The following is a 25519-nucleotide window of genomic DNA, read 5'->3' as shown; positions in this document are numbered from 1 at the left end:
TACGATAAACCTTCAACCTCAACTTTCGTCCGCTAACCAGCAGCGGTTGAAAAGGAGAGGAGCAGGGGCTGGCGAGTGACTGGAATGCACTCGCCGAATAATTTAAAGACAAAACCCGGCCTTTCAGCGCTCACTTTGCTTTCGGCCCTTGAATGTTACTTTTACTCATACTTTTACTCATACTTTTGCCCATCCTCATGCTTCATCCCCTAGCTCCAGCTCCGAATCTAATAATCCTGCCTTAAATGCAACATTCCTTCCATCAATCCACTCAAATACCGAAATTGTTGACCAAAAGGCAGGAATCCTCCTCCCTAAAGCAGATTAGTGTAAAAAATCTTGCAATTCATGCAGCAATCCACTCCAACACCCAGGTATCTTCAACACCAGGTTGCATTTCGTACAACATTTTCAGCTTAATCAAACTTAAACTCAAGTGATACCCACCAATCGTATCGCAACTGCGTTAGCTAACCGTACGCGGGCGCTCCATCCGGCCTACGCCGGGCATATGCAGGCTGGACCATTCCGGGTGGTAATGATCCACACGGCTGACTACGATGGTCATATCATCATGGACCTCATTGCCCTGATAGCGGATTACCTTATCCAGCAGCTCGTCCGCCATATCCTGCGGGTCATCGCCCTCCAGCTCCTGAATCAGACGTTTCATCCATATCTCCTTATTAACGGCATATCCGGGCGCATCGTAAATACCATCGGTCATCATAATGAGAATATCACCGGGGCGAAGCTGCATGGTGACCAGATCCACTTCGATATCTTTGATGATGCCGATCGGCAGATTGCTGGCCGTTACAGGGATCACCTCGCTGCCCCGCCGGATGAAGCTTGGAGCGGAAGCAATCTTCATGAAGATGGTCTGCGCCGAATACTGGTCGATCAGCGCCATATCTACTGTCGCATAGAATTCATCCGGGGAGCGCAGCAGCAGAATGGAGTTAACGGATTTCACCGCCAGCTTCTCATCCATTCCCGATTGCAGCAGCTTCTCCAGCATAGATAACGCAGCGCTGCTCTCCATCCGGGCCCGCTCCCCGTTGCCCATTCCGTCACTGATGGAGACGGCAAAGGTACCGTTACCCAGCTCCACCGTACTAAAGCTGTCCCCCGACAACATATCGCCTCCCATGGCGGCGGCAGCTACGCCGGAGCTAATCTCGTAAGCCTTGGCCGAGCCAAAGGTCACCATCGACAGGCCCTCGCGGGGATGGACGGCGGTCTCACTGACCACTGCGATATTCTCCTCCAGAATATCCGAGAGCAGCGGGGCGATCATTTTGCGGCATTCATCGAAGCCCCGGGTGTAGGCATGCACGACTTCAATCTCTACCCGGCCGGGATCGAGACTCAGAATCTCAATGCTGTGAATGGAGAGGCCCAGCTTCTCCAGCGCCTCCCGGATCTGGCTCTCCTGCCGGTACATCGCCTGCCCTTCCCGCTTAATCTCCTTCGCCAGATCCTCCATTACCTGCGAGACGCCGGATAATTGCTCAGCCACAAATTGGCGGCTGTCGTATATTTGCCGCTTCCAGCGCATATCATGCTGGTATAGCTCATATTGGCCCTTCATCACCTCAAGAACCTCCCCCGTCCTGCCGCAGATCCGGCTCCACTCCGGCGGCAGCTGGGCAGCGGTAATGTCCGGGCACTCCTCGACCGTGGTCATCATGTCCGTCATATACCTGTAGGTCTGATAGAACTTGGCATCCCAGCAGTGGGTCCGCCGGATGCATCCGGCGCAGGCTCCCTCTGTTACCGTATTCATAAAGTCCTCCATCTCACGGTCGCTTTTGCCCGCCTCTGCGGCCCGAGGAATCTGCCCGAAGCTGCTGGAGAGCTGCTGGAATACCTGTGAGAACTGGGTCACCCGGTCTGCTGTAATATCCCGGACCCTCCGGGCATATTCATGCTGGGAACGGCTGTGATCGGCTGTGCCTGGTACATATTTGGCAATGGCAGTAATCATCCCCTTAGGTGTTAGAAGAAACAATACTACAGCTGCACAGGTCTCCCAGGTAGAATTCATGACATCGCCCGGTCCCATGAAGTATACGGATAGAATCGTTGATCCCAGCAGCATCCCGATGGAGACCGCCCCTTTGCGTCCGGACTGCATCATGCCTGCCAGCATCCCGGAAAAGGCCAGCAGGCTCATTTGATAGATGGCTCCGATATCGGCCAGACTGAGAATTAGTCCGGTCACTACACCAACCGCAGCACCAAGCGGCGCTCCTCCGGCCAGGGCAAAGATCAGAATCAGAAACCGCGATAAAACATGCTCCAGCGATAGACCGTTAATGGTCCAGCCGACAAGACCGGTCATGACGGAAGCCAGCAAGATGATCAGACAGAGTACCTCCTCATTGCGGAGTGCCCTGCTTTTCTGCTTATAGGTGAATAAAGGAAGCGCCTGCAGGAATACAAGCGTCAGCACGAACCCGAGTATGGCATCAATGGCCGCCATCATCAGCGGATACCACGTGAGCGAAGGACCGATAACGACCTGGAACAGTCCCACCATAAACGAAGCTACGAACACCATCAGAGGGGCATAAGACAGATCCACCCGCTGGAAGTTCTCCAGCCCTTTGTAGATCAGATAAAAAATAATCAGCTCTGCCGCAACCACGATGGCACCCGGAAATGGGGTGAAGAGACTGCCGAGCACGATGGCTGCGGCCACAGGCAGCATGGAATCCCTGCGCATAAATACAATGACGGCGAAATAAGCAGCAGCAAACGGGGTAAGCTCATCCAGGATCATAGCCCGTCCCAGCAAAAAGCCCATAAGGCTAAGCAGCAGCACCCACTTCTTGACCGCGATGAACTGGATAACCGGCAGCTTGGTGCCCCACGCCTTCAAGCGCGTACCTAAGGCTTCTTTCTGATTTTTGTCTTTGCTTCCTGCTCTTGTCCACTCCGGCAAATTCACCACATTGCTTTTACTCATTCCCTGCACCACCCGTTTATGAATTTTATGGTTCTCATTATATAGCGGGGGTCTTAAGAAAGTTTGTCAGAAACGGAGAGCAATCTGTAAAAAATTTCCGACAAAAAAGCCTGTCCCGACATTCTGTGGAAAAGCCTCCCAATCCCATACGGGGTAAAAGATCGGCTGCGGACTGCCGCAGTCAGACTGCCGGTTGCAGGTAGTGGCCGCGCGGACATTCGTCAGCGATTGCCCTAGAGTTATGTGAGAATGGCATAGATGCTGTCGGCAATTTGTTCAAAGCCCGACAAAAATAGCCGGAAGCTTGGGCACGCGGTATAGAGCTGGGGTGGGCTTGGGCTGCTCATACTCTGCGTTGCGAGCAAATTGTAATCGGTTTTCCGATTACATTTGGTCCGTACACCTCCACGTTGCCGATTGTAATCGGTTTTCCGATTACATTTGGTTCACGCGCCTCCATGCTGCCGATTGTAGTCGGTTTTCCGGTTACATTTGGTCCGTACGCCTCCACGTTGCCGATTGTAATCGGTTTTCCGATTACATTTGATTCAAGCGCCTCCGAGCTGCCGATAGTGTTCGGTTTTTGGCCTACATTCGGCCCGCGGGCACAAATACAAAAAAACCGCAAAGGGCGCAACACCCCTGCGGTTATTTATGATGTGCAAGACTCAGATTATACGCGCTTGGCTCCACGGCCGCCGCGCTTTCCTTCTGTGTTCTTCTTGATCGAAGATATCCGTTCTTCGCTGTCTTTCAGGAAGCGTGACATTTTATCCTCGAATGAAGGTTTACCGGCTGCAGGCTTGAATGGACGCCCACCCCGTTCACGATTGAATCCACCGCCGCCTCCGCCACTGCCGCCACCACCGCCGAAACGGTCTCCACCGCTTGGACGTTCAGGTCTTGGAGCTCTGGGGGGACGTACTTCCGATGCCGGCTTATCAACGGCTTGCTTAATGGAAAGTCCGATCTTGCCGTCCTTGTCAACATTGATCACCTTAACGGTTACTACATCCGCAATCTTCAAATGATCGTTAACATCCTTGACGTAGTTATCGGCGATCTCCGAGATGTGAACGAGACCTGTGACACCTCCTGACAGATCCACAAATGCTCCGAAATGCGTGATGCCTGTCACCTTGCCCTCTAACTTGGTGCCCACTTCAATTGCCATAGAATAAAATGATCCTCCCTTAAAAATATACAGACGAATATAATGTCCATCCTGTCTGCGGTGATTTGATTATACAGTAAAGAGCAAAGCAAGGCAACACAGCGTAAGCCTCTTTTCGCCTGCTTTTATTGCCCGGATTGCTCGGTACGGATAGGGGATTCCCCTGCAGGATACATATTGTACCATTTACGCGCTAATTGTCCGATATACTCATCGTCATTCAGCCGCGAGACCTCATATTTCAATTGATTCATCGTGGCTGTTACACTATCACTGTTCTCTTTCTTACGGGCGAGCTGTTCGCTCTTGTCGGCGATTACTGCGCTCTGGGCAAAGAAAGTGAATCCGGCCCAGCCGAAGAAAACAGCCATCACAAGAATCCATATAAACTTTCTTCTCTTCGCGCCTGCGGCCGAAGCACTCTGGTTCGTATTCTTCTCTTCCACAGAGAATCTGTTCATTCAGCTTACCTCCAGTTCCAGGGTTCAAGGTCAGCGCTTCCGCCACCCTGATATCCACTCGGTGATCCTCACGATCCGGTCGCTATGAACGAACCGGGATGCATACGGAGAGACCCACCTTACAGGAAGTACCCAGATTGGCTTGGTTAGACGCAGCAGCAGCTTAAAAATATAAAGAAGGACCCGGCCGAGCAGCAGTACTGTTCCCTTAACCAGGCGCCACAGCCAGAGAATCGGACCTCCGATGACTATGGTAATGAACCGCCATAGCATCCTGCATACATACTGAACTGACTGAATTAACCTTACCACAAAACGCTGCACCGTAATACTGAAGATCAAAAAATAGATCCATACACCTAGAAAGAGGCCAAGAACGACATAAAACCTCAATTGTCCCTGGTTTCCGGCATAAAGCATGCGAAAGACCAGCAGGGCCGCCCCTATCCAATACAGCAAATCCAGCAGCGCATTCAGCCAATTGGGAAATCTCAGCTTCTGCGACAGCACCCGGTAGCTGTCATAGGCCAGTCCCATGGCAATGCCGGACAAAATCATATAGAGCAGGGTGATCCATTGAACGGAGGGATTCATTTAAACAGCTTGCGGAGAATCCCTTTATTTTTGCCTTGCGCCCCGGGGTCCAGATAAATCAGGGAATGAACATTGCCTTCAAGGGACAGCATTCCATTCTCCAGACTTAAATTCTTGATATGTAAATGAGTCCCCCGAATGGTCAGCTCACCAAGTTCTGTACTCAGCAGAAACTCTTCACTGTCAAAGCTCTCCACATTCTGCACACCGGTAAGCTCAATCTGCTTGCGGCTGCGCATGTGCAGATCATGCTGTTTGTTGACTTTGGCTGGCTCGATCATAGCATGTACCCCTCCTTCTTGGTTCTAATCTATGAAGGAAGGACAGGGTATAGAACAGGTGAAAACAACAAAATAACCCCACAAAGTGGGGCTTTAGCTTAGATGATGACTCAGGTACTTTGCGGGGACCCCAAAACATATAAATACTTATCTTTTAAAAAAGAGGCATTCCGCTCCGCCGTCTCCCGGCTTCAGGAATACCTCTTAACCTTATGCTGCAATAATTTGCTACCAGTCGAGTCCCGTGCTTTTGGCAACCGGCTCTTCACGGAGCAGGGTATACATTCCGGCGGCCTCGTCCTTGCGGGTGGTTTCCACCAGCTTTTCCACTTTGACCGTCACAAGCTTTTGGCCGAACTGCACGGTAATCTCGTCACCGATCTTCACCGTGCTGCTCGGTTTGGACTCCCGTCCATTGATCAACACCCGGCCCTGTTCGGACACATCCTTGGCCACGGTGCGGCGCTTGATCAGACGGGAGACCTTCAGGAACTTGTCCAGACGCATTAGTTAACGGCTTCTTTGAGCTTGTTGCCTGCCTTGAAGGCCGGCACTGTGGATTCAGGAATTTCGATAGGTGTGCCCGATTGCGGGTTACGGCCGGTGCGGCCGGAACGTTTGCGCGTTTCAAAAGTACCGAAGCCGATCAGCTGTACTTTATCTCCGCTTGCGAGAGCTTCTGTAATTTCGCCCAGCATTCCGTTAAGTACGGTTTCTACGTCTTTTTTGGATAGTCCGCTTTTCTCGGAAATGTTGTTTACCAGATCTGTCTTGTTCATAATTTGAAGTTCCTCCTAGGATACAAAAAATAAATGAAAATCAGGTTTACCGGAAAATCACGGCAAATCGTCATTTCGTCTTTATGATATTCTGGATTCCGCCCTCAATTCCTGCCACGATCCGCCGTTTTTTTTGAAAAAGTAACATCTTGCGTAGGATATGGGGGTTATAGCACTATAACATTATAAACCTCTCAATACATTTTAAATCAGAGATTCGCGCCAATAGTCACAGCATTGCCGTGAAACGCGCGGGATATACCGCCGAAGACTATAATTCTAAAATCTATTGCTTCCGCTCTTCTGCCTTGGCTTCCTGCCATAGGGCTTCCATCTCTTCCAGCGGGCTGTCCTCCAGCCGGACCCCCCGATCCCGCAGACGCTGCTCAATATACTCGAAGCGGGCTACGAACTTGCGGTTGGTGCGGGTCAGCGCTTCTTCCGGATCGGCTCCGATGAAGCGGGCCACATTGGTGGCTGCGAACAGCAGGTCGCCCAGCTCCAGCATCTGCTCCCCGGCGGACTGTCCCGTCTCAATCGCCTCCTGAAGCTCGTCAACCTCCTCGCGGATCTTGGCCAGCACATCACTGGTGTTATCCCAGTCAAAGCCGACGCGGGACGCCTTCTTCTGCAGCTTATACGCCTTCATCAGAGCCGGCAGATCCCTCGGAACCCCGCTGAGTGCGGACAGGGCTTCGGGCTTCACGCCTTTGCGCCGCTTCTCCTCGGCCTTCATCCCTTCCCAGTTCTGCAGAGCCTCCTCGGCATTGCCCGCCGCCTGATCGCCGAAGACATGCGGGTGGCGGAACAGCAGCTTCTCATTCAGCCCCTCAATGACATCGTAGACACTGAAGGTCCCCAGCTCCTCTTCCATCTGGGAGTGCAGCATAATCTGGAGCAGCAGGTCGCCCAGCTCTTCCCTCATATGGTCCGGATCATCCTCATCAATCGTCTCCAGCACCTCATAGGTCTCTTCGATCAGATTTTTGCGCAAGGATTCATGCGTCTGCTCACGGTCCCAGGGACAGCCCTCGGGGCTCCGCAGAATATCGACAATCTCATGCAGCCGGGCAAAGGTACGGTTACGCGCTTCATCCGCACGGCTCGCCGGTACATATACCAGCGACAGGTTACCATAGCCGTCCAGCCGGTCCAGCTCGTACAGCGGCACCCGGAGAATCTGCTCCTCGCCCTCCACGCCAAGCGCATGTGCGGCAATCACCTCATACTCGGGCGGGTACAGCTCCATCAGGCAAAGCTTGGTCTCAGACGCGGTGAAGCTGTCATAGACCTGCCCGATCAGGGTGTGCAGCTCCGGGTGAAGCTGGGAGCTGCGGATACCGGAGGCATCCAGCAGCTGGAAGCCTTCAATCGGATCAAAGCCCAGTCGGACAAACGCTTCATCCAGGAAGCTCTCGCCGCCGAGGATATTTAGCTCAATACCCGCCTCCGGGCAGCGCCCGCGCAGCAGGGAGACGGCGGATTCGGCCACCATGGGATGCCCCGGCACGGCATAGACGATCTCCGTGCCCTGCGGAGCGGCCGCAGCCTTCTCGATCAGCGTTGCCGTAATGGCTTCATAGACCTCAGGGAAGGACGACAGCGACTCATACAGCCCGTCGAAGGACTCCCAGGCTATCTCCATCTCCGCCAGTGCAGCCATGACAGGATGCTCTGCGGTCCGCACATATACGGCCGAGGCCGCCTTCAGCTTCTTGATAATGCCCAGTGTCAGCCGGTCCGGGTTCCCGGAGCCCAGGCCGACGATCGTTAATGTTGCGCTCATGCCAGTCTACTCCTTCCAGGCAGCCGCCTGCTGCTATTCGCGAAAGGCGGCTGCGCTATGTATCTATTGAGCTGCGCCTTATGGGAACAGGCGCAGCTTCTTCAGCTTGTCCGCTAAGCGGGGGCCGAAGCCCGGAAGCTGGCGCAGCTCGCTCTCGCTGAGCAGCCGCAGCGCCACTGCGCCGAGTGCGAAGACGGCGCAGCCTGCGAGCACGCCGAGCAGGCTCTGCGCCAGGGCCGCGGTCCGCCCGCCGCCGAAGCCGGCGGCGTCTGCCGCCCAGGCTGTGCCGTGGCTCACGGCCGCGGCGGCCAGCCCCAGGCCCGCGAGCAGCGCCGTGGGCTTCAGCAGAACATCTGCGGCGCGCAGCCGCAGATGTCCCTGCCGGTAGAGCAGCAGCACGTTCAGCGCTGCTGCGAAGAGATGTGCGGCCACGCCAGCGATGGCCGCACCGGTAATGCCCTGCTGCGGGACGAGCAGCAGGTTGAGGGCCGCCTTAAGCGCAGCGGCGGCCAGCAGGGTCAGCGCCGGCGCGCGCACGGCGCCCAGGCCCTGCAGCAGCGCGGCGGAGATGATGCTGACCGTGCCGCCCGCGGCGGTGAAGGCCAGCCAGGTCATCGCGCCGCTGCCGGCGGCGTCCCCGTACAGAGCCGTGTTCACCGGCTCTGCAAGCACGGCCAGGCCTACGGAGGCGGCCAGCCCGAGGAGCCAGAACCAGCGCAGCGACAGCGTGATGCGCGTGCGGATCAAGGCCTCATCCCGCTGGTACTTCGCTTCGGCCAGTGCCGGGATGAAGACGACCGAGAGCGAGGTCGCCAGCATCGTTACGATCTGCACGAGCGGCAGCCCGCGGTTATAGATGCCGAACTGGGCCATCGCTGCTGTCTCGCTGCTGCTCCCCGTAAGCAAGCGGGGAACTGTGAAGACATCGACCAGTCCGATTAACGGAACCGCAAGTGCGCCAAGCATCACCGGGAGGCCATAGGCCAGCAGCTCGCGGGCAGGAACGCCCTGCTTAGCACTTCGCACGGCCGATGCCGTTCTGTTCTTAATCGGAGCTTGAGGCAGCCTGTCGGGCAAGCCCCGGCGGTGGCTGCGCCAATACAGCAGCATTACGCCCAGACCGGCGATCCCGCCTCCAGCGGGCCCCAGCATCGCACCGGCAGCGATTCCTGCCGCATCTGCGCCAGCGCCCGTCAGATACAGCAGAAGCGCGATCATGACCGCCACGCGTACCGACTGCTCGACCACCTGCGACACGGCAGTCGGCATCATATTATGCAGTCCCTGGAAGTAGCCGCGCAGCGCCGCCATCAGCGGCACCACCGCCAGCCCCCAGGCGCTGCTGCGCAGAGCCGGGACAATATGGGAGCTGCCGACCCATACCGCGATGAGCGGAGCCCCGGCGTAGACCAGAATGCCGAGCAGAAGGCCGCTGGCCGCTGTAATTCCGGCGGATAGCAGCAGGACCCGCCGCCCCTTCTGCGCGTCCTGTGCCGCCGAAGCCTCGGCCACGAACCGCGAGATGGCGGCAGGCAGCCCGAGCATCGCCACCGTAACCAGAATGGTATACAGCGGATAGACCGTATTGTAGATACCGAACGCGGCGTCACCGCCCAGATTCTGCAGCGGTATCTTCTGGAGCGTACCGATCAGTTTCGAGAAAATAGCTGCCGCGCTAAGAATAAAAGCGCCCTGCAGCAGCTTCGAGCCTTGCGAATTGGATGTCATCGTTTACCTGCTTCTACAGCCATAACTGCCATAATATAGAGCTTGCTTTAACCTAAGCAAATGAATTTCTATATTATAACTTATCTAAGGGTAGAAGTGTAAATGGCCGTGCTTCTATTCCCGAGCGGGCCGATTTCACAGCAAAAACCCGCCATTCCCTACGGTCATAATAACCTAAGGAAAAGCGGGACTCTCCAGCACCAGCTGATTACTGCTCCATTTGCTTACCCAGGAAGGCTGCGGCTGTCTCAGCCATTTTCACTTCCATCTGGGCCATCTTGACTGAATCATCCTTGTTCAGCAGCACTACGCAGCCGATGGGATCTCCTCCGGAGATAATAGGCGCTGCCACATACGTGGATAACAGCTCCGTGTGGTCCTTGCTGATGTCATAGCTGCCTGCATTGTTCTCAAGCATCGTTTTACGGCTTTCCATTACCTTTTCCAGCAGCACACCCACTTGCTTCTCCAGATAATCCTTCTTGGAGCCGCCGGCGAGCGCGATGAACGTGTCCCGATCCGTAATCATGGTAATATGCCCTGTTCCTTCATACAGCGACTCTGCATATTCCTTGGCGAAATCGCCCAATTCACCAATCGGTGAATATTTTTTCAATATAACCTCACCATCGCGGTCAACAAAAATTTCCAGAGGATCGCCCTCACGAATCCGTAAGGTGCGTCTGATCTCTTTGGGGATAACAACTCGTCCGAGGTCATCAATACGTCTTACAATACCAGTAGCTTTCATTTCAAATGTTGCCCCGCTTTCCTTAAGAAGTATGGTCCAACTACTGTCCATTATGGGAATGGTTAATCCCGGTGATTTATCGTAATATCTGACCATAGTATTCATCTCTTCCCAGTTCCTTATACATCCGTCAGCCCGCATATAATTGTTCTTGGAGAATGAGAACGCCCCGGCCCGGCATCATTCCAGTTATGATCACAAATAGTTATTTCTATACCGCCGCAGTATTTTCCCCATTTTGTTCTATTGTGGCAAAAAAAACCGCCCGGATGCATGGCGCATCAGGCGGCTTGTCCAGCCTATATTTATTTAGCGGCTTCTGTAGCAGCCGGTGTATCTGTAGCGGCTGGCGTGTCACTACCCGCAGCCGGAGCCGGTGTAGCTGTGGCTCCCGCGCTGCCTGCAGCAGCTGAGCTCTTCGGCAGATTGATTTTAATCTCCAGACTGTCCAGTTCCTTCTCCAGGAAGGTCTCCAGGCTGGCAGAAGCGGCAGAGTTCTTCACAGCCTTCAGTTGGTCGGCAGTCAGCGTATCGAAGGTGGTGTCCTTGCGGGCTTCCACCTTGATAATGTGATATCCGTAGGTAGACTTGACCGGCTCACTAATCGTATTCAGCGGAAGAGAGTGGGCCGCAGCCTTGAACTCTGCTACATATTCTACCAGTGCCTTGTCCTTATATTCACCGCCGGTTTCCTTCGTGCCGGTATCATCCGAGTATTCCTTGGCAACGGCTGCAAAGTCCGCACCGCCATCCAGCTTCGCCTTCACTTCCTGGGCGCGCTTCAGCGCATCGGCATCCGTCCGCTCTTTGCCGGCGCTATCGGTCAGGCCAACCAGAACATGGCGCAGTGTAGCCACACTATAATCAGCCTTGGTGGCTTCATAATGGGTCTTGACCTGCTCGTCCGTTAATTTCAGCAGCATGTCCTGATATACGGTAAGTACGCGCTGCATATAGGAACGCAGGTCCGACTCGCTCAGATCCTGTTCCTTCAGCGTGCTCTTGTACTTATCGCCCAGCGCAGTCTTGATAGAGCCGATCTGAGTATCGACTTCTTTCTCCGCAGCCTTCTTCGCTTCATCCGTGGCCTTGTCCGCCAAGTATTCGAACGCGACCTCCTGCTTCAGGATGGACTCCTTGAACATATCAATCTCCAGATACTGCGCCTGCTCGGGGGACAGGAATTTCATTACGCGGGTATCCAGATTGAATTCCTTCTGGGTAATGGTGCCGCCCTTATACGTCGCCACCGCAGTATCATCACTTTTATTGCTGCAGGCAGCAAGCATGGAGAAGGACAGGGCTGCGGTCAGCGAGACCACCAGTACCTTCCAGGATTTTTTATTTAACGACATTGTGTAATTCTCCCTTCGATTTTAAAGACTGTTTGGCTGCCGCGAGGAATTGCTCCAGCACATCCAGCAGCTCCTTGTCACCTAAATCCTTCGCTTTGATCCGGATCGTTGCCTTGGCATCCTTATCAAATTGTACACGCCTTTCGAAGCTATTACCAACTTTGGCGAGCTTTGCCGTATCAAACGCCCCCAGGCTGCCCTCGTGGAAATTAAGCAGGGCATCATCCCCGCGCCGGACCATGGATTCCATGCCGTACAGCTTGCCATACACCTTCAACCGGGCCACAGAGAGCAGATTAATAACGGCTTCCGGCAATTCGCCGAACCGGTCCAGCAGCTCATCCTCAAGCTCGGAGGCATCTTCGAAGGAAGCCACAGCAGCAACCTTTTTATAGATTTCTATTTTTTGGATACTGTCGTAAATATACTCGGAAGGAAGATACGCGTCAATCGACAAATCAATGACCGTATTCCCCTGCTTCAGCGAAGTATCCTCCTCGCCAAGCACACTCACCTTGCGTTTGCGGATTTCCTCCGCCAGCATTTGCGAATACAGGTCGAAGCCGACCGAGGCAATGAAGCCGTGCTGCTCCGCCCCCAGCAGATTGCCTGCTCCCCGGATGGAGAGATCGCGCATAGCAATTTTGAAGCCTGACCCGAGCTCGGTGAATTCCTTGATGGACTGCAGGCGCTTCTCAGCCACCTCTGTCAGCACTTTATCGCGCTGGTAGGTGAAGTAGGCATAAGCAATCCGGTTGGAACGGCCGACGCGTCCGCGCAGCTGATAGAGCTGGGACAGGCCCATTTTGTCAGCATCATGAACAATCAGTGTATTTACATTAGGAATATCGACACCGGTCTCTATAATACTGGTGCTGACCAGCACATCATACTCTCCGTCCAGGAAGTCGAGAATCGTCTTCTCAAGCTCCGATTCCGACATCTGGCCATGCCCGATACCCACTCTTGCCTCCGGCACCAGCATGGAGATCTGCGCCGCCATTTCCTGAATCCCCTGTACACGGTTGTACAGATAGTAGACCTGCCCGCCACGGGCCAGCTCGCGCTCCACTGCTTCCCGGGTCAGCGTCTGGCTATGCTCCACCACATACGTCTGTACGGGAAAGCGGTTCTCCGGTGGTGTCTCAATAACTGACAAGTCGCGCACCCCGAGCATCGACATATGCAGCGTGCGGGGAATCGGTGTGGCTGTCAGAGTCAATACATCGACATTGGTCTTCAGCCGCTTCAGCTTCTCCTTGTGGGTCACGCCGAAACGCTGCTCTTCATCGACAATCAGAAGGCCGAGGTCCTTGAAGACCAGATCCTGTGAGAGCAGCCGGTGTGTGCCGATAATAACATCCACTGTCCCCTGGCGTACTCCCTTGATCGTTTCATTCTGCTCCTTGCGGCTGCGGAACCGGCTCAACACCTGAATATTCAGCGGATAATTGGCGAAGCGCTCACGGAAGGTCTCGTAGTGCTGCTGCGCCAGAATCGTCGTCGGCACGAGCACAGCCACCTGCTTGCCCTCTATAGCAGATTTAAAAGCAGCCCGGATCGCCACCTCTGTCTTGCCATAGCCTACATCACCGCAGAGCAGCCGGTCCATCGGACGGTTCTGCTCCATATCCTTCTTGATCTCTTCGATCGCCCGCAGCTGGTCACGGGTCTCCTCATAAGGGAACATCTCTTCGAATTCGCGCTGCTCCTGCGTATCCTTCTCGAAGCCATAGCCAAGCGCGCTCTGGCGCTCTGCGTACAGCTTGATCAGATCATCGGCGATATCCTGAACCGAGCTCCGTACCTTGCTAGTAACCCGGGTCCATTCATTGCCGCCCAGCTTATAGACCTTCGGCTCCTTATCTTCCGAGCCGACATATTTCTGAATCAGGTCAATCTGTTCAATCGGAACAGAGAGCTTGTCGCCTCCTGCATAAAGGATGTGCATATAGTCGCGGTGAATACCGCTGACCTCAAGCGTCCCGATGCCCATATATTTACCGATCCCGTGATTCTGGTGAACCACATAATCCCCGATCTTCAGCTCGGTATAGCTCTTAATCCGTTCGGCATTATCAATGCCCTTCGAGACCTTCCGCGCCTTGCGCTGCTTCTGCGAGAACATCTCACCCTCAGTGATCACTGCGAGATGAATCGAAGGAAGCTCGAAGCCGGAGCCTAGGTTGCCCTGCAGGATCGTCGGCTCCTCAATGCCATAGTCATCCAGTACCCGGCGGATACGCTCCATCCGCTCCTCGCCGTTCGCCAGCATGATCACCTTCACACCGGACTTGTGCCAACGCTCCATCTCGGATTTCAGCACATTCATCTGGCCATGGAAGTCCTGCATTCCGCGGCTGATGAAGCCTAAGATATTCTGTGGCTGAATATGTGGAACCTGACGCAGAAATATCGACATAAACAGGCTCTGGTACGGACGCTGGTACATAATAACCTCGCTGTCGACAGAGAGCTGAAGCTCAGGCAGCGTCTTGCCGTTCTGCAGCAAGTGCAGATTCCATTCCGACTCATCCCGCTCCAGCTGCTTGGCGGTCTCCAGAAGTCTGGCCGGCTCATCCAGGACAAGCAAGGTATCCTGGGCCATATAATCATATAGATGAATACGTTCAGGGTAGAGCAGACTGATATATTTATAGACTTCCGGGAAATAGGTACCCTGCCGCAGCATCTCCAGCTCCCGGCCCATCTCCTCACGCAGACGCAGCTTAGCCTGACGGTCACTCATCTTCTCAAGCTGCCGATCCAGCATTGCAGACGCAGCGGTAGAAGCCGCATCCTGGCGGAGCTGATCGAATATAATCTCCTTGGCCGGTGTAATCTTCACACTGCGGACCTTATCGATGGAGCGCTGATCCATAGGGTCGAAGGTACGGATGGAGTCTACTTCATCATCAAACAGCTCCACCCGGTAAGCCAGTGGAGAGGTCATGGGATAGAAGTCGATAATACCGCCGCGTACACTAAGCTCACCGCGGTTCTCTACCCGCTCCACCCGCTCATAGCCCATCTCAATCATGGACATGAGGAAGTCATCCAGTGGCAAGGTTCCGTCCTGCGAAACCGTAAGCTGGGCTTCAGCCATGACATGCGGAGCGGGGAGCAGCCTCCGAACGCCGGAGTAGGGAACAACTACAATTCCCCGGAAGCCCTGGGCGCAGCGCGTCAGTACATCAATCCGCTGAGCCAGCGTCTCCGGGCTTGAGACAGCGGCCTCAGCCGCCACCAGCTCATTGGCCGGATAGAGCAGCACCCGCTCCGGGGAAAGCGCTTCCTGCAAATCATCAGCCATCTTCTGGGCTGAGAACATATTATGGGTCACAACCAAGAGCGGACGCTGCGTCTCCTCATGCAGGGCAGCCAGCATGATTTGTCTGGCCGAGCCGGACAGACCGGAGATAAGCTGTTCCTTCATCCCTGCTGCGATGCCACGGGTGACAGACTGGAAATCAGTATCCTTGGAAAAAGCTTCTATAAGACCTTGTAACAACAGGTGCACCTCTCTTACTAAACAGGCTGACAGCGGCAATGCCGCTGTCACCTATTATAATTGGAATCGAAAACAAGCCTCAGCGGATAAGGCCAAGGCTTGCGGATGACGATAGAGACAGGCGCTTCCACCTTACTGAAGCGGACTGGCCAGCAGGCTGAGCTCGGGGTTGTTATCCAGCGCCTGCTTGCAGTAATCGCAGGTCACCTTCACCGTAATCTCGCCTTCTGAATCATACGCTATTATATCTCTGCGCTCCGCAGGGGTCAAGGATTGCAGCCCCAGCTGCATCTCTGTAATATCGCTTCTGCCAATGCTTCCCAAGAACGTCCGGCAGTGCCTGCATACATAGTGTATTGCCATCTATATGCCTCCTGAAGGTAGTATATACCTTCAGTATGCCCCGCCCGGGAGGGCTTTAGCCGCAGGGCCCTGAACCCTATGCCTTGTATTTCATCCGTTAAATTTGGCCATGGTCTGTTCAAAGGTATGCTGCAGGCTGAATTCCACAGCATCGCAAGTATCACTTATCATGCTCTCAAGCCTTGCTCCATCCTTCTTGGCGAAGGTAGATAGTACGTAGTCAACTATAGCAAAGCCCGGCTCCGGACGGGATATGCCCATCCGCACCCGGTTGAAGCTCTGGGTGCCCGTGTGCTGAATGATGGACTTGATGCCATTGTGCCCGCCGGCACTGCCTTGATATCGCAGCCTGATCTTACCCAGCTCCGTATCCAGGTCATCATAGACCACAATCATATCTTCCAGCTGGACCTTATAATAATCCATATAAGCCCGTACCGCTTCCCCGGACAGATTCATGAAGGTCATCGGCTTGATCAGCACCGTCTTCACACCGCCGATCATCCCTTCACCGATTACCGATTTGCATTTATTCTGGTTAAAGGCAATTCCGTGTCTGGACGCAAGCTCATCGAGAGCCATGAAGCCGACATTATGCTTGGTCTTCGCGTATTGCGTTCCGGGATTCCCGAGTCCAACAATCCATTTCATATTTAAGGTTTTTCCTTTCCGCCCGGTACTCTCAGCAGAAGAGTTCCGTTTTTGGTACAATAAGTTTATACTCCGGAGACAGGTGATGAACATGCCACATCAGGGCGATATCTTAACACTGCAGCGCCATTTCCAGTACCATATTCAATATGCTGTGCCTGTTGAAGTCTATAGGGGGAACGCGCACGTAGACATCGGTGTGATTACAGCGGTGGACGAAGGCTTCGTAGAGCTGCAGGGTACGCTGTACAACCGCAGCCTCTTCACCTTCATCTCCCGTCCGGGATATTGAAGCTTATACGAGCCTTTAGTCCCTGCCGCTGCATCACGCCGATAAGGGTTACACCTTCCGCTTGACGAAAGGTGTAACCCTTTTTCTGCTGATCTGCCTGCGGCCTATTCGATTTCGAACAGCTTACTGATCGACAGCTCTTCATGTACGCGAATGATAGCTTCGCCCATAAGCGGGGCTACGGACAGTACCTTGAGCTTGGAGGTCGGGTTGCTGCTGCGAATTGGAATGGTATCCGTCACGATAATTTCTTTGATCGGAGAGTTTTCCAGACGTTCATGCGCCGGACCGGATAATACAGGATGCGTACAGCAGGCGTAGACTTCTTTCACGCCGCCTTCCATCAGGGCATTGGCTCCAAGAACGATCGTTCCTGCCGTATCGATGATATCATCGATCAGGATCGCCGTTTTGCCTTCAATATTACCGATAATGTTCATAACCTCACTGACGTTCGGTTCAGGACGGCGCTTGTCGATAATCGCCAGCGGAGCGTTAAGGAAGTCAGCCAGCTTTCTGGCACGCACCACGCCCCCATGGTCAGGAGAGACGACCACCGGGTTCTGAATTTGCTTCGAACGGAAATATTGAGCCAGAATCGGAACACCCAGCAGATGATCCACAGGAATGTCGAAGAAGCCTTGAATCTGCATCGCATGAAGGTCCATAGTAATGACGCGATGTGCACCCGCCTTCTCAATCAGGTTCGCTACCAGCTTGGCCGTAATCGGATCACGGGAACGGGCTTTACGGTCTTGACGGGCATACCCGTAGTAAGGAATCACGACATTGATGCTCTTCGCGGAGGCACGCTTAAGCGCATCTACCATCACCAGAAGCTCCATCAGATTGTCGTTCACCGGTCCGCAGGTGGACTGTACGATATAGACATGACAGCCCCGGACACTCTCCGACAGCTTAACCTGAATCTCTCCGTCACTGAAGCTGGTCGTATGGGACTCGCCCATCGGAATGCCGATATAATCAGCAATCTGGCTGGCCAGCTTAGGATTGGAGTTGCAGGTGAAAATCTTGAGTTTGGAATCACAATAAGTCATAAAATATAAACCCTCCGTGACGGAATTTAACTGGCCAAAGCACCGGCGCGGATGTGCAAGAAGTCCGTCCGGCGCTCTAAGCCTACAGCTGCTTTCTGCTTACACGCTTTACGATGGACTATGCTGGTCTTTCTTCGCCTTGGCCCGGGAGCGGATCTTCTCTGCATAACCCGGCTTATTCTCCTGCCTTGCTCTGGCAATCGCCAGATCGTTCTCCGAAACCGGACGCGTAATAGTGGAACCGGCGACAATGAATGCGCCCTTGCCCACTGTAACCGGAGCAACAAGGTTCACGTTGCTGCCGATAAAGGCATCATCGCCAATCTCGGTTCTGAACTTATTATAACCGTCATAATTAACGGTGATCGCGCCGCAGCCGATATTGACATTCTTACCGACCTCAGCATCACCGACATAGCTTAAATGAGATACCTTGGAGCCGTCGCCGATTGTAGCATTCTTGATCTCTACGAAGTCGCCGACCTTAACACCCTCACCCAGAACGGTGCCGGGACGTAAATACGCAAAAGGCCCAACGGAAGCCCGTGTGCCGACCTGAGCCTGATTCAGCACGGAATGCTTCACAGCCGCTCCGTCCATAATCACGCAGTCTTCAATTTCACTTGCCGGACCAATCACACAATCTTCGCCGATCACTGTCTTGCCCTTGAGTACCGTGCCCGGATACAGCACAGTATCTGCTCCAATGACAACATCTGCTCCGATGTAGGTTGAAGCCGGATCAATGATAGTGACTCCGCCGAGCATATGCCCCCGGTTGATGCGCTGACGCATATAGCCTTCGGCTTCAGACAACGCCAGTCGGTCATTCACACCAATGGACTCTGCTGCATCATGGGCCTGATAGCCCAGAACGATATCGCCCTGCGCCCGGAGTATGCCGATAACATCCGTCAAATAATATTCCTGCTGGTTGTTGGTATTCGTAACCTTCTCGAGAGCAGCAAAGAGCTTCGCGTTATCAAAACAATACGTCCCTGTATTAATCTCGTTAACCGCAGCTTCACTCTCTGTGCAATCCTTCTGTTCCACAATCTTCAGCACTCCGCCGTCTTCGCCGCGGATAATCCGTCCATATCCGGCAGGCTGCTCCATAACAGCAGTAAGGACCGTTGCAGCAGCATTCTGCGCTTCATGCAACGCCATCATGCCTTCAAGTGTCTCGCTCATGACAAGCGGCGTATCTCCGCAGATGACAATGGTGGTTCCTTCTTCGCTGCCCAGAAGATCCTTGGCCTGCTTGACGGCATGGCCGGTTCCAAGCTGGACATCCTGCAGCACATATTCGGCATTCTCGCCTAAGTATGCCTTCACCTTCTCGGCGCCGTGGCCTACAACAACTACATTATGCTGGCATCCGGTCGCCTTCACTGTATCAAGCACGTGCCCTACCATCGGTTTACCGCAGACAGGGTGCAGTACCTTGTATAATTTAGATTTCATGCGCTTGCCTTGGCCTGCAGCAAGTACAACAGCCATTCTTTTCAAGAATGCCAACCTCCCACTTCTTGAACTCACTACTGAATATATCTCATTCCGGGCAAAAAGAAAAGAGAACCATGCAGGCATGGTTCCCTTTTCTTCGAACCCCAATAAAATCCCCCCACAATGTGGGGCTTTGGCTCCGAGGCTGACCCAGGTACTCTGCGGGGACCCCGAAACATATAAAACGGTATGGCCTATTGCCGCCCTGGGGAGGCAGCAACTCCCAGAGAGTCAGCGGTTCACCGCTTAAGCTCCCTCTTCAATTACTTCCTCTTCTTCCGTAGCGGCACGTTCGTACTCGGCCAGAACCGCAGATTGAATCTTCTCGCGCGTTCCCGAAGAAATCGGGTGTGCGATATCGCGGAATTCTCCGTCAGGTGTACGCTTGCTGGGCATTGCAACAAACATCCCGTTATTCCCGTCGATGACGCGAATGTCATGAACAACAAACTCGTTATCGATTGTAATGGATGCGATTGCTTTCATTCTCCCCTCAGAGTTGACGCGGCGGAGTCTGACATCCGTAATTTGCATGTGTGTGTTCACCACCTTTTTCCATCAGAGACTTGGTGTATAATTCCACACAGCAAAGCGAATTCCTTCTTTTTCATTCCAAATAATGCCTGATTAAGAAGATTATTTTTGCAGAATCGTCGATTTCGACAGATTTCGTGCAGTTATCTTAAGAATCCTCATAGTTTCGACATTATGCCCGTCTTTTCAGAACCGGCAGTATCCCTCGTTCAGGAGGAGAAATAGTTGCCCGGAAACGCCGAAATACGCCGCACCTTGGAGTCCACCTCTGTCAGCTTCACCAGCGACACGTAGTCATGCAGCAGGCGTTCTTCATTCTCCACATCGCCGGACTCTACGAGTACGCCCACACCTGCGACCTCTGCATTGAACTCACCCAACAGATCGACCATTCCGCGTACGGTGCCGCCAGCCTTCATGAAGTCATCGACAATCAGCACCCGGGATTTCTCGCGCAGTGCCCGTCTGGACAGGGACATCGTATGGATGCTCTTATGGGAGCCCGATACATAGTTGATGCTTACAGCCGAGCCCTCCGTTACCTGATGGTCACGGCGGACCAGCACGACCGGCAGCCCCAGCTGCGCAGCCGTTGCGTACGCCAGCGGAATCCCCTTGGTCTCCACCGTCATGACGACATCAATCTCCACGCCGTAGAAGGCGGTGGCAATGATCTTGCCGGCCTGCTCCATCAGGGACGGGAGGCCGAGCAGATCCGACATATACAGATAACCGCCGGGCAGTATCCGGTCGCTCTGCTCAAGCTGCCCGCACAGACGGTTCACGAAGGCAAGCGCCATATCCATAGGCATGCGCGGAATATAACGCACTCCGCCCGCTGCCCCGGCCAGTGTCTGCAGCTCGCCCATTCCTTCGCCTTCAAATACCTCTTTTATAATAGCCAGGTCCTCGCTGACCGATGACTTCGCCGCACCGTACCGCTCTGCAAAAGTGGACAGAGGCAGCAGATCATGCGGCTTCTCCAGTAAAAATTGGGTCATGTCAACTAACCGTTGGCTTCGTTTAAGTTTTTTCACGGAATGCTCCTCGCCTTATAAGCTGAATTTAAGAATAATTCATGCTTGATTCTTAAATTCACTTTATACAAAACCGAATATTACTATGAATAATATCATTATTGTACGGATTTGCACAAGCGGAAACCGCTTTGCCTCCGTTATCAGAGGATGGTCCCGCTCCGCTTAGCTCAGCGAACGCACTGCATAGACTTCCTTGCAGAATCCGCGCAGCCCGTTATAGATTCTCGCCACCTTGGAGTGCTTGGAGACAAGGCCAAATACGGTTGGACCGCTCCCCGACATCAGCACGCCGTCCGCCCCCAGCTTCAGCATCGCTTCCTTGAGCTGCTGCACCTCAGGGTGCAGCTTCAGAGTCACATCCTCCAGCACGTTGCCAAGGCCCTCACAGACGGCTGAGAAGTCACCGGCCTCCAGAGCCTGCTGCATGCGGAGCGCGGACGGATGCACCGCTATGTTGCCGGCGCGCACGCGTCCGTATACCTCAGCCGTCGATACATTGATCGGCGGCTTCGCCAGGATGACCCACATTTGCGGAGGATTCGCGATTGGGGTCAGCCGTTCGCCCCTGCCCGTAGCCAGGGCAGTGCCTCCTGTGACGCAGAACGGGACGTCTGAGCCCAGCTCAGCGCCCAGCTCCTGCAGCTCCTGCACCGGGATGCCCAGGCGCCAGAGCCGGTTCAGGCCGCGCAGCGTAGCCGCGGCATCGCTGCTGCCGCCGGCGAGGCCGGCAGCGACCGGAATTCTTTTGTCCAGATGGATATGTACTCCGCTTCTGACGTTATACCGGTCCTTGATCAGCCTTGCCGCCTGGAAGGCCAGATTCTTCTCATCCAGTGGAATATATCCGGCCTGGCTTGAGATAATAATCGAATCCCGCTTCAGCTCCGACAGCTCCAGACGGTCCGCCAGATCGACCATTGTCATTATCATTTCCACTTCATGAAATCCGTCAGCCCGCTTATGCAGCACATCCAGCATCAGATTAATTTTTGCCGGTGCCTTCTCATACATTTTCAAGGCGTTCACCCACCCTCAGCTTTTCCCGTACAAAACAACTTAACATATTATATGAGAAACTGACAGTGAAGTCCATTAAATATACATCCGGTTCTAGGAAGCAGAAAAGGTACCGCCCGCAGGCGATACCCGGTGCGGCATGACACCGCTATAGCCGCTTACAATTTCCGCGCAGCAGCCTGCTCTGCCAGCTGAATCGCCCGTTTCACCATATTCCCGGCATCGACTGCCCGGATTCCGCCCCAGCCCTCCTGCTCAACCGTTTCGTAGAACCCAAGCTCCTTGGCCAGCTCCGTCTTCAATTCCTCCGACATCATGCTTCGTCTTCTGCGGCTCATTACGAATTCCTCCCTTGTATGCTGCTCTATGATGAACGTACTGCCTATGTAGTATGCAGCCGGGAGGCCAGTGTCATGCAGCATAATTCAGGAAGACCCCTACATGCAAAATAACCCTACAAAGTGGGGCTTTAGCGTAGGTGATGACTCAGGTACTTTGCGGGGACCCCAAAACATAAAAATTCTATCAAAAAACAGCCCCCCCGCAGGGAGACTGTCATGACGCTAAGCTTTGATATACATAATCCGCATCTGCCCATCGTCTTCGGTAACTGTGATTTCCACAGATTCAGTAAGTATATCGGCATAGCTATAGGAGACACGCTTGAAGGTCTGCTGCTCCTGATCGAGTTTGACAATAAATACAGAAGGGTACGTTTCTTCCAGGACACCGGTGCGTTCAACGGTCTTCCGACGGCCACCGTTAGCCCGCAACGTGATCTTATGACCGACGTGAGCTTCAAGACTGCGTTTAATTTCTAACAGCGCGTTATTAGCCATTACCTGACGACCACCTCTTTCCTTGTCCATTATACAACTTCCATAACCACTTGTCAAATTAAATAAATAATTATAGATGATGAGAAAAAAGTTGTCAACGGAATTTTTTTAGACGGGGAAATTCCTGACTTAAGCACCTTGTTATCAGTAATGATGACTGGCTGCTCCCTGACCCATCTTGTGTCATAAGCGGCTTCCGTGGCAGCAAAATAGGATAAGCACGAATGCTTACCCTATTCCTTCCGCCTGTTCAGTTATCACTTACCCGGTTATAGCACCGAAGGAGCTACCTTCAGCGTAGCCAGGTTCTGCAGCTGAGGCATTCCGATCCGGAAGCTGCCCCGCGTCTCTATTCCGCCCATCCCCTGATTGCCGCTGATCGTATGGCTCAGTACATCGCTTAAGTTCACCGTATCCCGGATAGAGGTAAAAGAAGCCTTGGCCGCGATATACACCGGGTCCAGGGCATGAATGAGTATTCTGCCCGGGGAGCTGGCGAAATTGGCGCCATTGCCCAGGAGAGCCTCGAAGTGCGACTGGCAGGCTCCGGCTACGATCGTCAAAGCATCGAAATTCCGCTCATATTCACGGGCCACCCGGATGGCTGCCACAAAATTCTGTGAATTCTTATAGCTGCTCAGACTGTACAGATCATAATTCTGCTGTTGCTTAAGTACTCCATCATGGCCGGTAATCACTACGATATCGGGACGCACACGGGGCAGCAGACGGTACAGCGTCTCCGCCATTTTGGATTCGTTGACATGATGTCCCTCGGCCGGTATGCGCAGCTGCTCGTAGAGGCTCAGGCTCTTCTTCAGATAGAGTGCATCACCATCCAAATGCAGGACCTTACCCGGCACTTCAAAATAAGCCGCTTCCTTCGGAGATGGGCCCCAGGTTCCCGTGGACCCCGACACGCTCTCTCCGCTTCGCTGGCTCTGCACCTGCCGGTCTTTACGCAACCAGGTTAGAGATTCTGTTGCCTTGATCTGTGCACGCGCTCCCCGCTCGGTAACCCGTGTAGGAGGCACCTGAACCAGATCCTCCAGCGGGGAATCCGCCAGCAGACGGAACTCCGTGCCTTTAATGACTGCTCTATTCTGCAATATATTGTCTACCCGGAAGGTCACATCGCCGCCATAGGATTTACGAATGACCAAGTCTCCTAGATTCATTACAACACCACCTCTACCCCATGTTATGGGCAAAGACCCCGGTTGGTTCATCCGCCAGGAGGGTTTTCTGTATTCTATGCGATGCCTGCAGCCAGAAGAACCGCACTGAGCCGCGCATACTCTTCAATGCTAAGCGTCTCTCCGCGCCGCGAGGGTTCAATGCCGGCTTCGGATAGCAGCGCCTCCAGGCGCTCCCGCCCTTCTTCCGGGAAGAAGCGGGCCTTAAGATTATTGGCAATCGTCTTGCGCCGCTGGGTAAAGGACGCCTGAACCACACCAAAGAAATGCTTCTCGTCGGCTACCTCCACCGGAGGACGTTCTCTGACCTTCAGCCGGATCACAGCCGATTCCACGTTAGGCTGCGGGATGAACACCGTACGCGGCACCATACAGACCAGCTCAGGCTCGCTGTAATACTGGACGGCAATACTCAGGCTGCCATACTCCTTGCCGCCCGGAGACGCCGCCATACGCTCGGCAACCTCCTTCTGGATCATGACCACGATATTATCCAGCGGCAGCTTCTCCTCCAGCAGCTTCATGAGGATGGGTGTAGTCACATAATACGGCAGGTTAGCTACGACACTAACCCGGTCCGTGCCCTTGAAATCCTCAGCGAACAGCTCCTGCAGATTCACCTTCAGCACATCGTCATTACGGATCTTTACATGGGGATAAGGCGACAGGACATCCCTAAGAATCGGGATCAGCCTGCGGTCAATCTCTACCGCAGTGACGGCCCCGGCCGTCAACGCCAGCCGTTCCGTCAGTGCTCCGATCCCCGGCCCAATCTCAAGCGCACCGGATGTGCTGTCCAGACCGGCGGCATCCACGATTTTGTCCAGAATATTCTGATCGATCAGAAAGTTCTGGCCCAGGCTTTTTTTGAAGGAGAATCCGTAACGCTGAATTATCGCTTTGGTTCTTGTTGGGGACGAGATATTCTCGATACCGCTCATGAAGTAATGCCTCCCTGATCAATTTGGGCGAGGGCCTGCGCGAATTCTTCGCGGGTAATGCCGAACATCGCCAGACGTTTGTACAGCTGCTTGCCATTGCAATAACCGATACCGAGCAGATTGCCAAGCTGCATTCTGCGCTCAGCCGCCCGGGGATGTACCATCAGCCCTGCGGCCATAAGCTCATCCAGCCCAATGATGGGCGGCGCCCCCTCGAAAGAGGTATGTACATGCTCCAGCGCATGGCGGATAGCCTCAGGCGAAGCATTCTCTATTCCGATATCTCCTTTGCGGGTTGCATCCTTCTCCGGGATGAAGGCATGCTTGCAGCCCGGCACCTTGGCCGCGACGATTTTGCGGATTCGCTCTCCGGCATGATCCGGGTCGGTAAGAATGATTACACCCCGGCGCTCCATGGCCAGCTTGATCTTGGCAATGACCCTGTTATCCACTGCCGAACCCCCGGTTTCAATCGTATCGGCCTCAACCGCCCGCTTAACGGCAACGGTATCACTTTTCCCTTCAACTACAATTAGCTCTTTAATCATAAATATTTTAACTCCTTACTCCAGAACGCAAAAAGAAGAGGATTCGCTCCCCTTCTTTTTGGCTAAAGAATGTATAAGTGATGAGCGGCAGCTCTCTAAAATTTCGTAAGTGCTTCCCTCACTATATCGTATTAACCGCT

Annotated in this window: 26 protein-coding genes; 1 reads left to right on the top strand and 25 read right to left on the bottom strand. The window is 53.9% G+C overall.

Going from position 1 to position 25519, the window contains the following annotated elements; all coding sequences use genetic code 11:
• Nucleotides 1-466 precede the first annotated feature (466 nt).
• From spoIIE to pth, 15 genes are all read right to left on the bottom strand, one after another.
• A complete protein-coding gene (spoIIE, locus tag NYE26_RS31550; RefSeq protein ID WP_076082799.1) occupies nt 467-2974 on the bottom strand; it encodes a stage II sporulation protein E in 2508 nt (835 codons plus the stop codon).
• 343 nt (nt 2975-3317) lie between these two features.
• Entirely contained in the window at nt 3318-3602 is a 285-nt protein-coding gene (locus NYE26_RS31545; RefSeq protein ID WP_339252690.1) for a hypothetical protein, read from the bottom strand.
• Between the two features lie 45 nt (nt 3603-3647).
• Nucleotides 3648-4148, bottom strand: coding sequence for a S1 domain-containing RNA-binding protein (locus NYE26_RS31540; protein ID WP_036696437.1), 501 nt, complete (start codon nt 4146-4148; stop codon nt 3648-3650).
• A 125-nt stretch (nt 4149-4273) separates the two neighbouring features.
• Nucleotides 4274-4609, bottom strand: coding sequence for a septum formation initiator family protein (locus NYE26_RS31535; protein ID WP_339252688.1), 336 nt, complete (start codon nt 4607-4609; stop codon nt 4274-4276).
• 30 nt (nt 4610-4639) lie between these two features.
• Nucleotides 4640-5203 carry a spore cortex biosynthesis protein YabQ gene (gene yabQ, locus NYE26_RS31530; protein ID WP_339252686.1) on the bottom strand — a complete coding sequence of 188 codons (564 nt, stop codon included), beginning with the start codon at nt 5201-5203 and terminating at the stop codon, nt 4640-4642.
• Nucleotides 5200-5484 carry a sporulation protein YabP gene (yabP, locus tag NYE26_RS31525; RefSeq protein ID WP_036723950.1) on the bottom strand — a complete coding sequence of 95 codons (285 nt, stop codon included), beginning with the start codon at nt 5482-5484 and terminating at the stop codon, nt 5200-5202. Before yabP ends, yabQ begins: the two co-directional genes overlap by 4 nt.
• Before the next feature lie 228 nt (nt 5485-5712).
• Complete coding sequence (locus NYE26_RS31520; protein WP_036723951.1) at nt 5713-5991, bottom strand: RNA-binding S4 domain-containing protein; 279 nt, start codon at nt 5989-5991, stop codon at nt 5713-5715.
• Entirely contained in the window at nt 5991-6263 is a 273-nt protein-coding gene (locus NYE26_RS31515) for an HU family DNA-binding protein (protein ID WP_076082787.1), read from the bottom strand. Before NYE26_RS31515 ends, NYE26_RS31520 begins: the two co-directional genes overlap by 1 nt.
• Before the next feature lie 286 nt (nt 6264-6549).
• Complete coding sequence (gene mazG, locus NYE26_RS31510) at nt 6550-8049, bottom strand: nucleoside triphosphate pyrophosphohydrolase (RefSeq protein WP_339252681.1); 1500 nt, start codon at nt 8047-8049, stop codon at nt 6550-6552.
• Nucleotides 8050-8127: 78 nt separating this feature from the next.
• Entirely contained in the window at nt 8128-9777 is a 1650-nt protein-coding gene (locus NYE26_RS31505; RefSeq protein ID WP_339252680.1) for a polysaccharide biosynthesis protein, read from the bottom strand.
• 208 nt (nt 9778-9985) lie between these two features.
• Nucleotides 9986-10528, bottom strand: a complete 543-nt coding sequence (spoVT, locus tag NYE26_RS31500) for a stage V sporulation protein T (RefSeq protein WP_036696414.1) — start codon at nt 10526-10528, stop codon at nt 9986-9988.
• Nucleotides 10529-10833: 305 nt separating this feature from the next.
• Complete coding sequence (locus NYE26_RS31495; protein WP_339252678.1) at nt 10834-11883, bottom strand: peptidylprolyl isomerase; 1050 nt, start codon at nt 11881-11883, stop codon at nt 10834-10836.
• A complete protein-coding gene (gene mfd / locus NYE26_RS31490) occupies nt 11870-15394 on the bottom strand; it encodes a transcription-repair coupling factor (protein WP_339252676.1) in 3525 nt (1174 codons plus the stop codon). Before mfd ends, NYE26_RS31495 begins: the two co-directional genes overlap by 14 nt.
• Nucleotides 15395-15526: 132 nt before the next feature.
• On the bottom strand, nt 15527-15757 hold the full coding sequence (locus NYE26_RS31485; RefSeq protein ID WP_036696405.1) for an anti-sigma-F factor Fin family protein: 231 nt from the start codon (nt 15755-15757) through the stop codon (nt 15527-15529).
• Nucleotides 15758-15847: 90 nt separating this feature from the next.
• The gene (pth, locus tag NYE26_RS31480; protein WP_076082772.1) at nt 15848-16408 is read right to left on the bottom strand and encodes an aminoacyl-tRNA hydrolase; all 561 of its coding nucleotides are present in this window, start codon (nt 16406-16408) and stop codon (nt 15848-15850) included.
• 91 nt (nt 16409-16499) lie between these two features.
• On the opposite strand from pth, the gene NYE26_RS31475 reads away from it, so the two are divergent.
• Nucleotides 16500-16700, top strand: a complete 201-nt coding sequence (locus NYE26_RS31475) for a hypothetical protein (RefSeq protein ID WP_036696494.1) — start codon at nt 16500-16502, stop codon at nt 16698-16700.
• A 104-nt stretch (nt 16701-16804) separates the two neighbouring features.
• Here NYE26_RS31475 and NYE26_RS31470 read toward each other — a convergent pair whose 3' ends face one another.
• From NYE26_RS31470 to rnmV, 10 genes are all read right to left on the bottom strand, one after another.
• Nucleotides 16805-17758, bottom strand: coding sequence for a ribose-phosphate diphosphokinase (locus tag NYE26_RS31470; RefSeq protein ID WP_019914487.1), 954 nt, complete (start codon nt 17756-17758; stop codon nt 16805-16807).
• Between the two features lie 108 nt (nt 17759-17866).
• Nucleotides 17867-19267, bottom strand: coding sequence for a bifunctional UDP-N-acetylglucosamine diphosphorylase/glucosamine-1-phosphate N-acetyltransferase GlmU (gene glmU, locus NYE26_RS31465; RefSeq protein WP_036723963.1), 1401 nt, complete (start codon nt 19265-19267; stop codon nt 17867-17869).
• A gap of 243 nt (nt 19268-19510) precedes the next feature.
• A complete protein-coding gene (spoVG, locus tag NYE26_RS31460; protein ID WP_036696395.1) occupies nt 19511-19798 on the bottom strand; it encodes a septation regulator SpoVG in 288 nt (95 codons plus the stop codon).
• Nucleotides 19799-20007: 209 nt separating this feature from the next.
• On the bottom strand, nt 20008-20835 hold the full coding sequence (gene purR, locus NYE26_RS31455; RefSeq protein ID WP_036723965.1) for a pur operon repressor: 828 nt from the start codon (nt 20833-20835) through the stop codon (nt 20008-20010).
• Nucleotides 20836-21000: 165 nt separating this feature from the next.
• Complete coding sequence (gene ispE / locus NYE26_RS31450) at nt 21001-21855, bottom strand: 4-(cytidine 5'-diphospho)-2-C-methyl-D-erythritol kinase (protein ID WP_036696392.1); 855 nt, start codon at nt 21853-21855, stop codon at nt 21001-21003.
• 158 nt (nt 21856-22013) lie between these two features.
• On the bottom strand, nt 22014-22193 hold the full coding sequence (locus NYE26_RS31445) for a small, acid-soluble spore protein, alpha/beta type (RefSeq protein ID WP_036723967.1): 180 nt from the start codon (nt 22191-22193) through the stop codon (nt 22014-22016).
• A 225-nt stretch (nt 22194-22418) separates the two neighbouring features.
• On the bottom strand, nt 22419-22694 hold the full coding sequence (locus NYE26_RS31440; protein WP_036696386.1) for a Veg family protein: 276 nt from the start codon (nt 22692-22694) through the stop codon (nt 22419-22421).
• A gap of 269 nt (nt 22695-22963) precedes the next feature.
• Nucleotides 22964-23872, bottom strand: coding sequence for a sporulation peptidase YabG (gene yabG, locus NYE26_RS31435; protein WP_036723969.1), 909 nt, complete (start codon nt 23870-23872; stop codon nt 22964-22966).
• 74 nt (nt 23873-23946) lie between these two features.
• Complete coding sequence (gene rsmA, locus NYE26_RS31430; RefSeq protein ID WP_339252672.1) at nt 23947-24831, bottom strand: 16S rRNA (adenine(1518)-N(6)/adenine(1519)-N(6))-dimethyltransferase RsmA; 885 nt, start codon at nt 24829-24831, stop codon at nt 23947-23949.
• A complete protein-coding gene (gene rnmV / locus NYE26_RS31425; RefSeq protein WP_036723973.1) occupies nt 24828-25379 on the bottom strand; it encodes a ribonuclease M5 in 552 nt (183 codons plus the stop codon). The genes rsmA and rnmV overlap by 4 nt, the downstream gene beginning before the upstream one ends.
• Between the last annotated feature and the right edge of the window lie 140 nt (nt 25380-25519).

It is taken from the genome of Paenibacillus sp. FSL P2-0136, from assembly GCF_037975325.1.
GTDB lineage: Bacteria > Bacillota > Bacilli > Paenibacillales > Paenibacillaceae > Paenibacillus_AQ > Paenibacillus_AQ silagei.
This window is presented reverse-complemented; position numbering and strand designations above follow the sequence as displayed.

Excerpts from the sequence above, each read along its gene's own strand:
- spoIIE (WP_076082799.1), bottom strand. The coding sequence starts at position 2,974 with ATGAGTAAAAGCAATGTGGTGAATTTGCCGGAGTGGACAAGAGCAGGA.
- NYE26_RS31540 (WP_036696437.1), bottom strand. The coding sequence starts at position 4,148 with ATGGCAATTGAAGTGGGCACCAAGTTAGAGGGCAAGGTGACAGGCATC.
- NYE26_RS31535 (WP_339252688.1), bottom strand. The coding sequence starts at position 4,609 with ATGAACAGATTCTCTGTGGAAGAGAAGAATACGAACCAGAGTGCTTCG.
- yabQ (WP_339252686.1), bottom strand. The coding sequence starts at position 5,203 with ATGAATCCCTCCGTTCAATGGATCACCCTGCTCTATATGATTTTGTCC.
- yabP (WP_036723950.1), bottom strand. The coding sequence starts at position 5,484 with ATGATCGAGCCAGCCAAAGTCAACAAACAGCATGATCTGCACATGCGC.
- NYE26_RS31520 (WP_036723951.1), bottom strand. The coding sequence starts at position 5,991 with ATGCGTCTGGACAAGTTCCTGAAGGTCTCCCGTCTGATCAAGCGCCGC.
- NYE26_RS31515 (WP_076082787.1), bottom strand. The coding sequence starts at position 6,263 with ATGAACAAGACAGATCTGGTAAACAACATTTCCGAGAAAAGCGGACTA.
- mazG (WP_339252681.1), bottom strand. The coding sequence starts at position 8,049 with ATGAGCGCAACATTAACGATCGTCGGCCTGGGCTCCGGGAACCCGGAC.
- NYE26_RS31505 (WP_339252680.1), bottom strand. The coding sequence starts at position 9,777 with ATGACATCCAATTCGCAAGGCTCGAAGCTGCTGCAGGGCGCTTTTATT.
- spoVT (WP_036696414.1), bottom strand. The coding sequence starts at position 10,528 with ATGAAAGCTACTGGTATTGTAAGACGTATTGATGACCTCGGACGAGTT.
- NYE26_RS31495 (WP_339252678.1), bottom strand. The coding sequence starts at position 11,883 with ATGTCGTTAAATAAAAAATCCTGGAAGGTACTGGTGGTCTCGCTGACC.
- NYE26_RS31485 (WP_036696405.1), bottom strand. The coding sequence starts at position 15,757 with ATGGCAATACACTATGTATGCAGGCACTGCCGGACGTTCTTGGGAAGC.
- pth (WP_076082772.1), bottom strand. The coding sequence starts at position 16,408 with ATGAAATGGATTGTTGGACTCGGGAATCCCGGAACGCAATACGCGAAG.
- NYE26_RS31475 (WP_036696494.1), top strand. The coding sequence starts at position 16,500 with ATGCCACATCAGGGCGATATCTTAACACTGCAGCGCCATTTCCAGTAC.
- NYE26_RS31470 (WP_019914487.1), bottom strand. The coding sequence starts at position 17,758 with ATGACTTATTGTGATTCCAAACTCAAGATTTTCACCTGCAACTCCAAT.
- spoVG (WP_036696395.1), bottom strand. The coding sequence starts at position 19,798 with ATGCAAATTACGGATGTCAGACTCCGCCGCGTCAACTCTGAGGGGAGA.
- NYE26_RS31445 (WP_036723967.1), bottom strand. The coding sequence starts at position 22,193 with ATGAGCCGCAGAAGACGAAGCATGATGTCGGAGGAATTGAAGACGGAG.
- NYE26_RS31440 (WP_036696386.1), bottom strand. The coding sequence starts at position 22,694 with ATGGCTAATAACGCGCTGTTAGAAATTAAACGCAGTCTTGAAGCTCAC.
- yabG (WP_036723969.1), bottom strand. The coding sequence starts at position 23,872 with ATGAATCTAGGAGACTTGGTCATTCGTAAATCCTATGGCGGCGATGTG.
- rsmA (WP_339252672.1), bottom strand. The coding sequence starts at position 24,831 with ATGAGCGGTATCGAGAATATCTCGTCCCCAACAAGAACCAAAGCGATA.
- rnmV (WP_036723973.1), bottom strand. The coding sequence starts at position 25,379 with ATGATTAAAGAGCTAATTGTAGTTGAAGGGAAAAGTGATACCGTTGCC.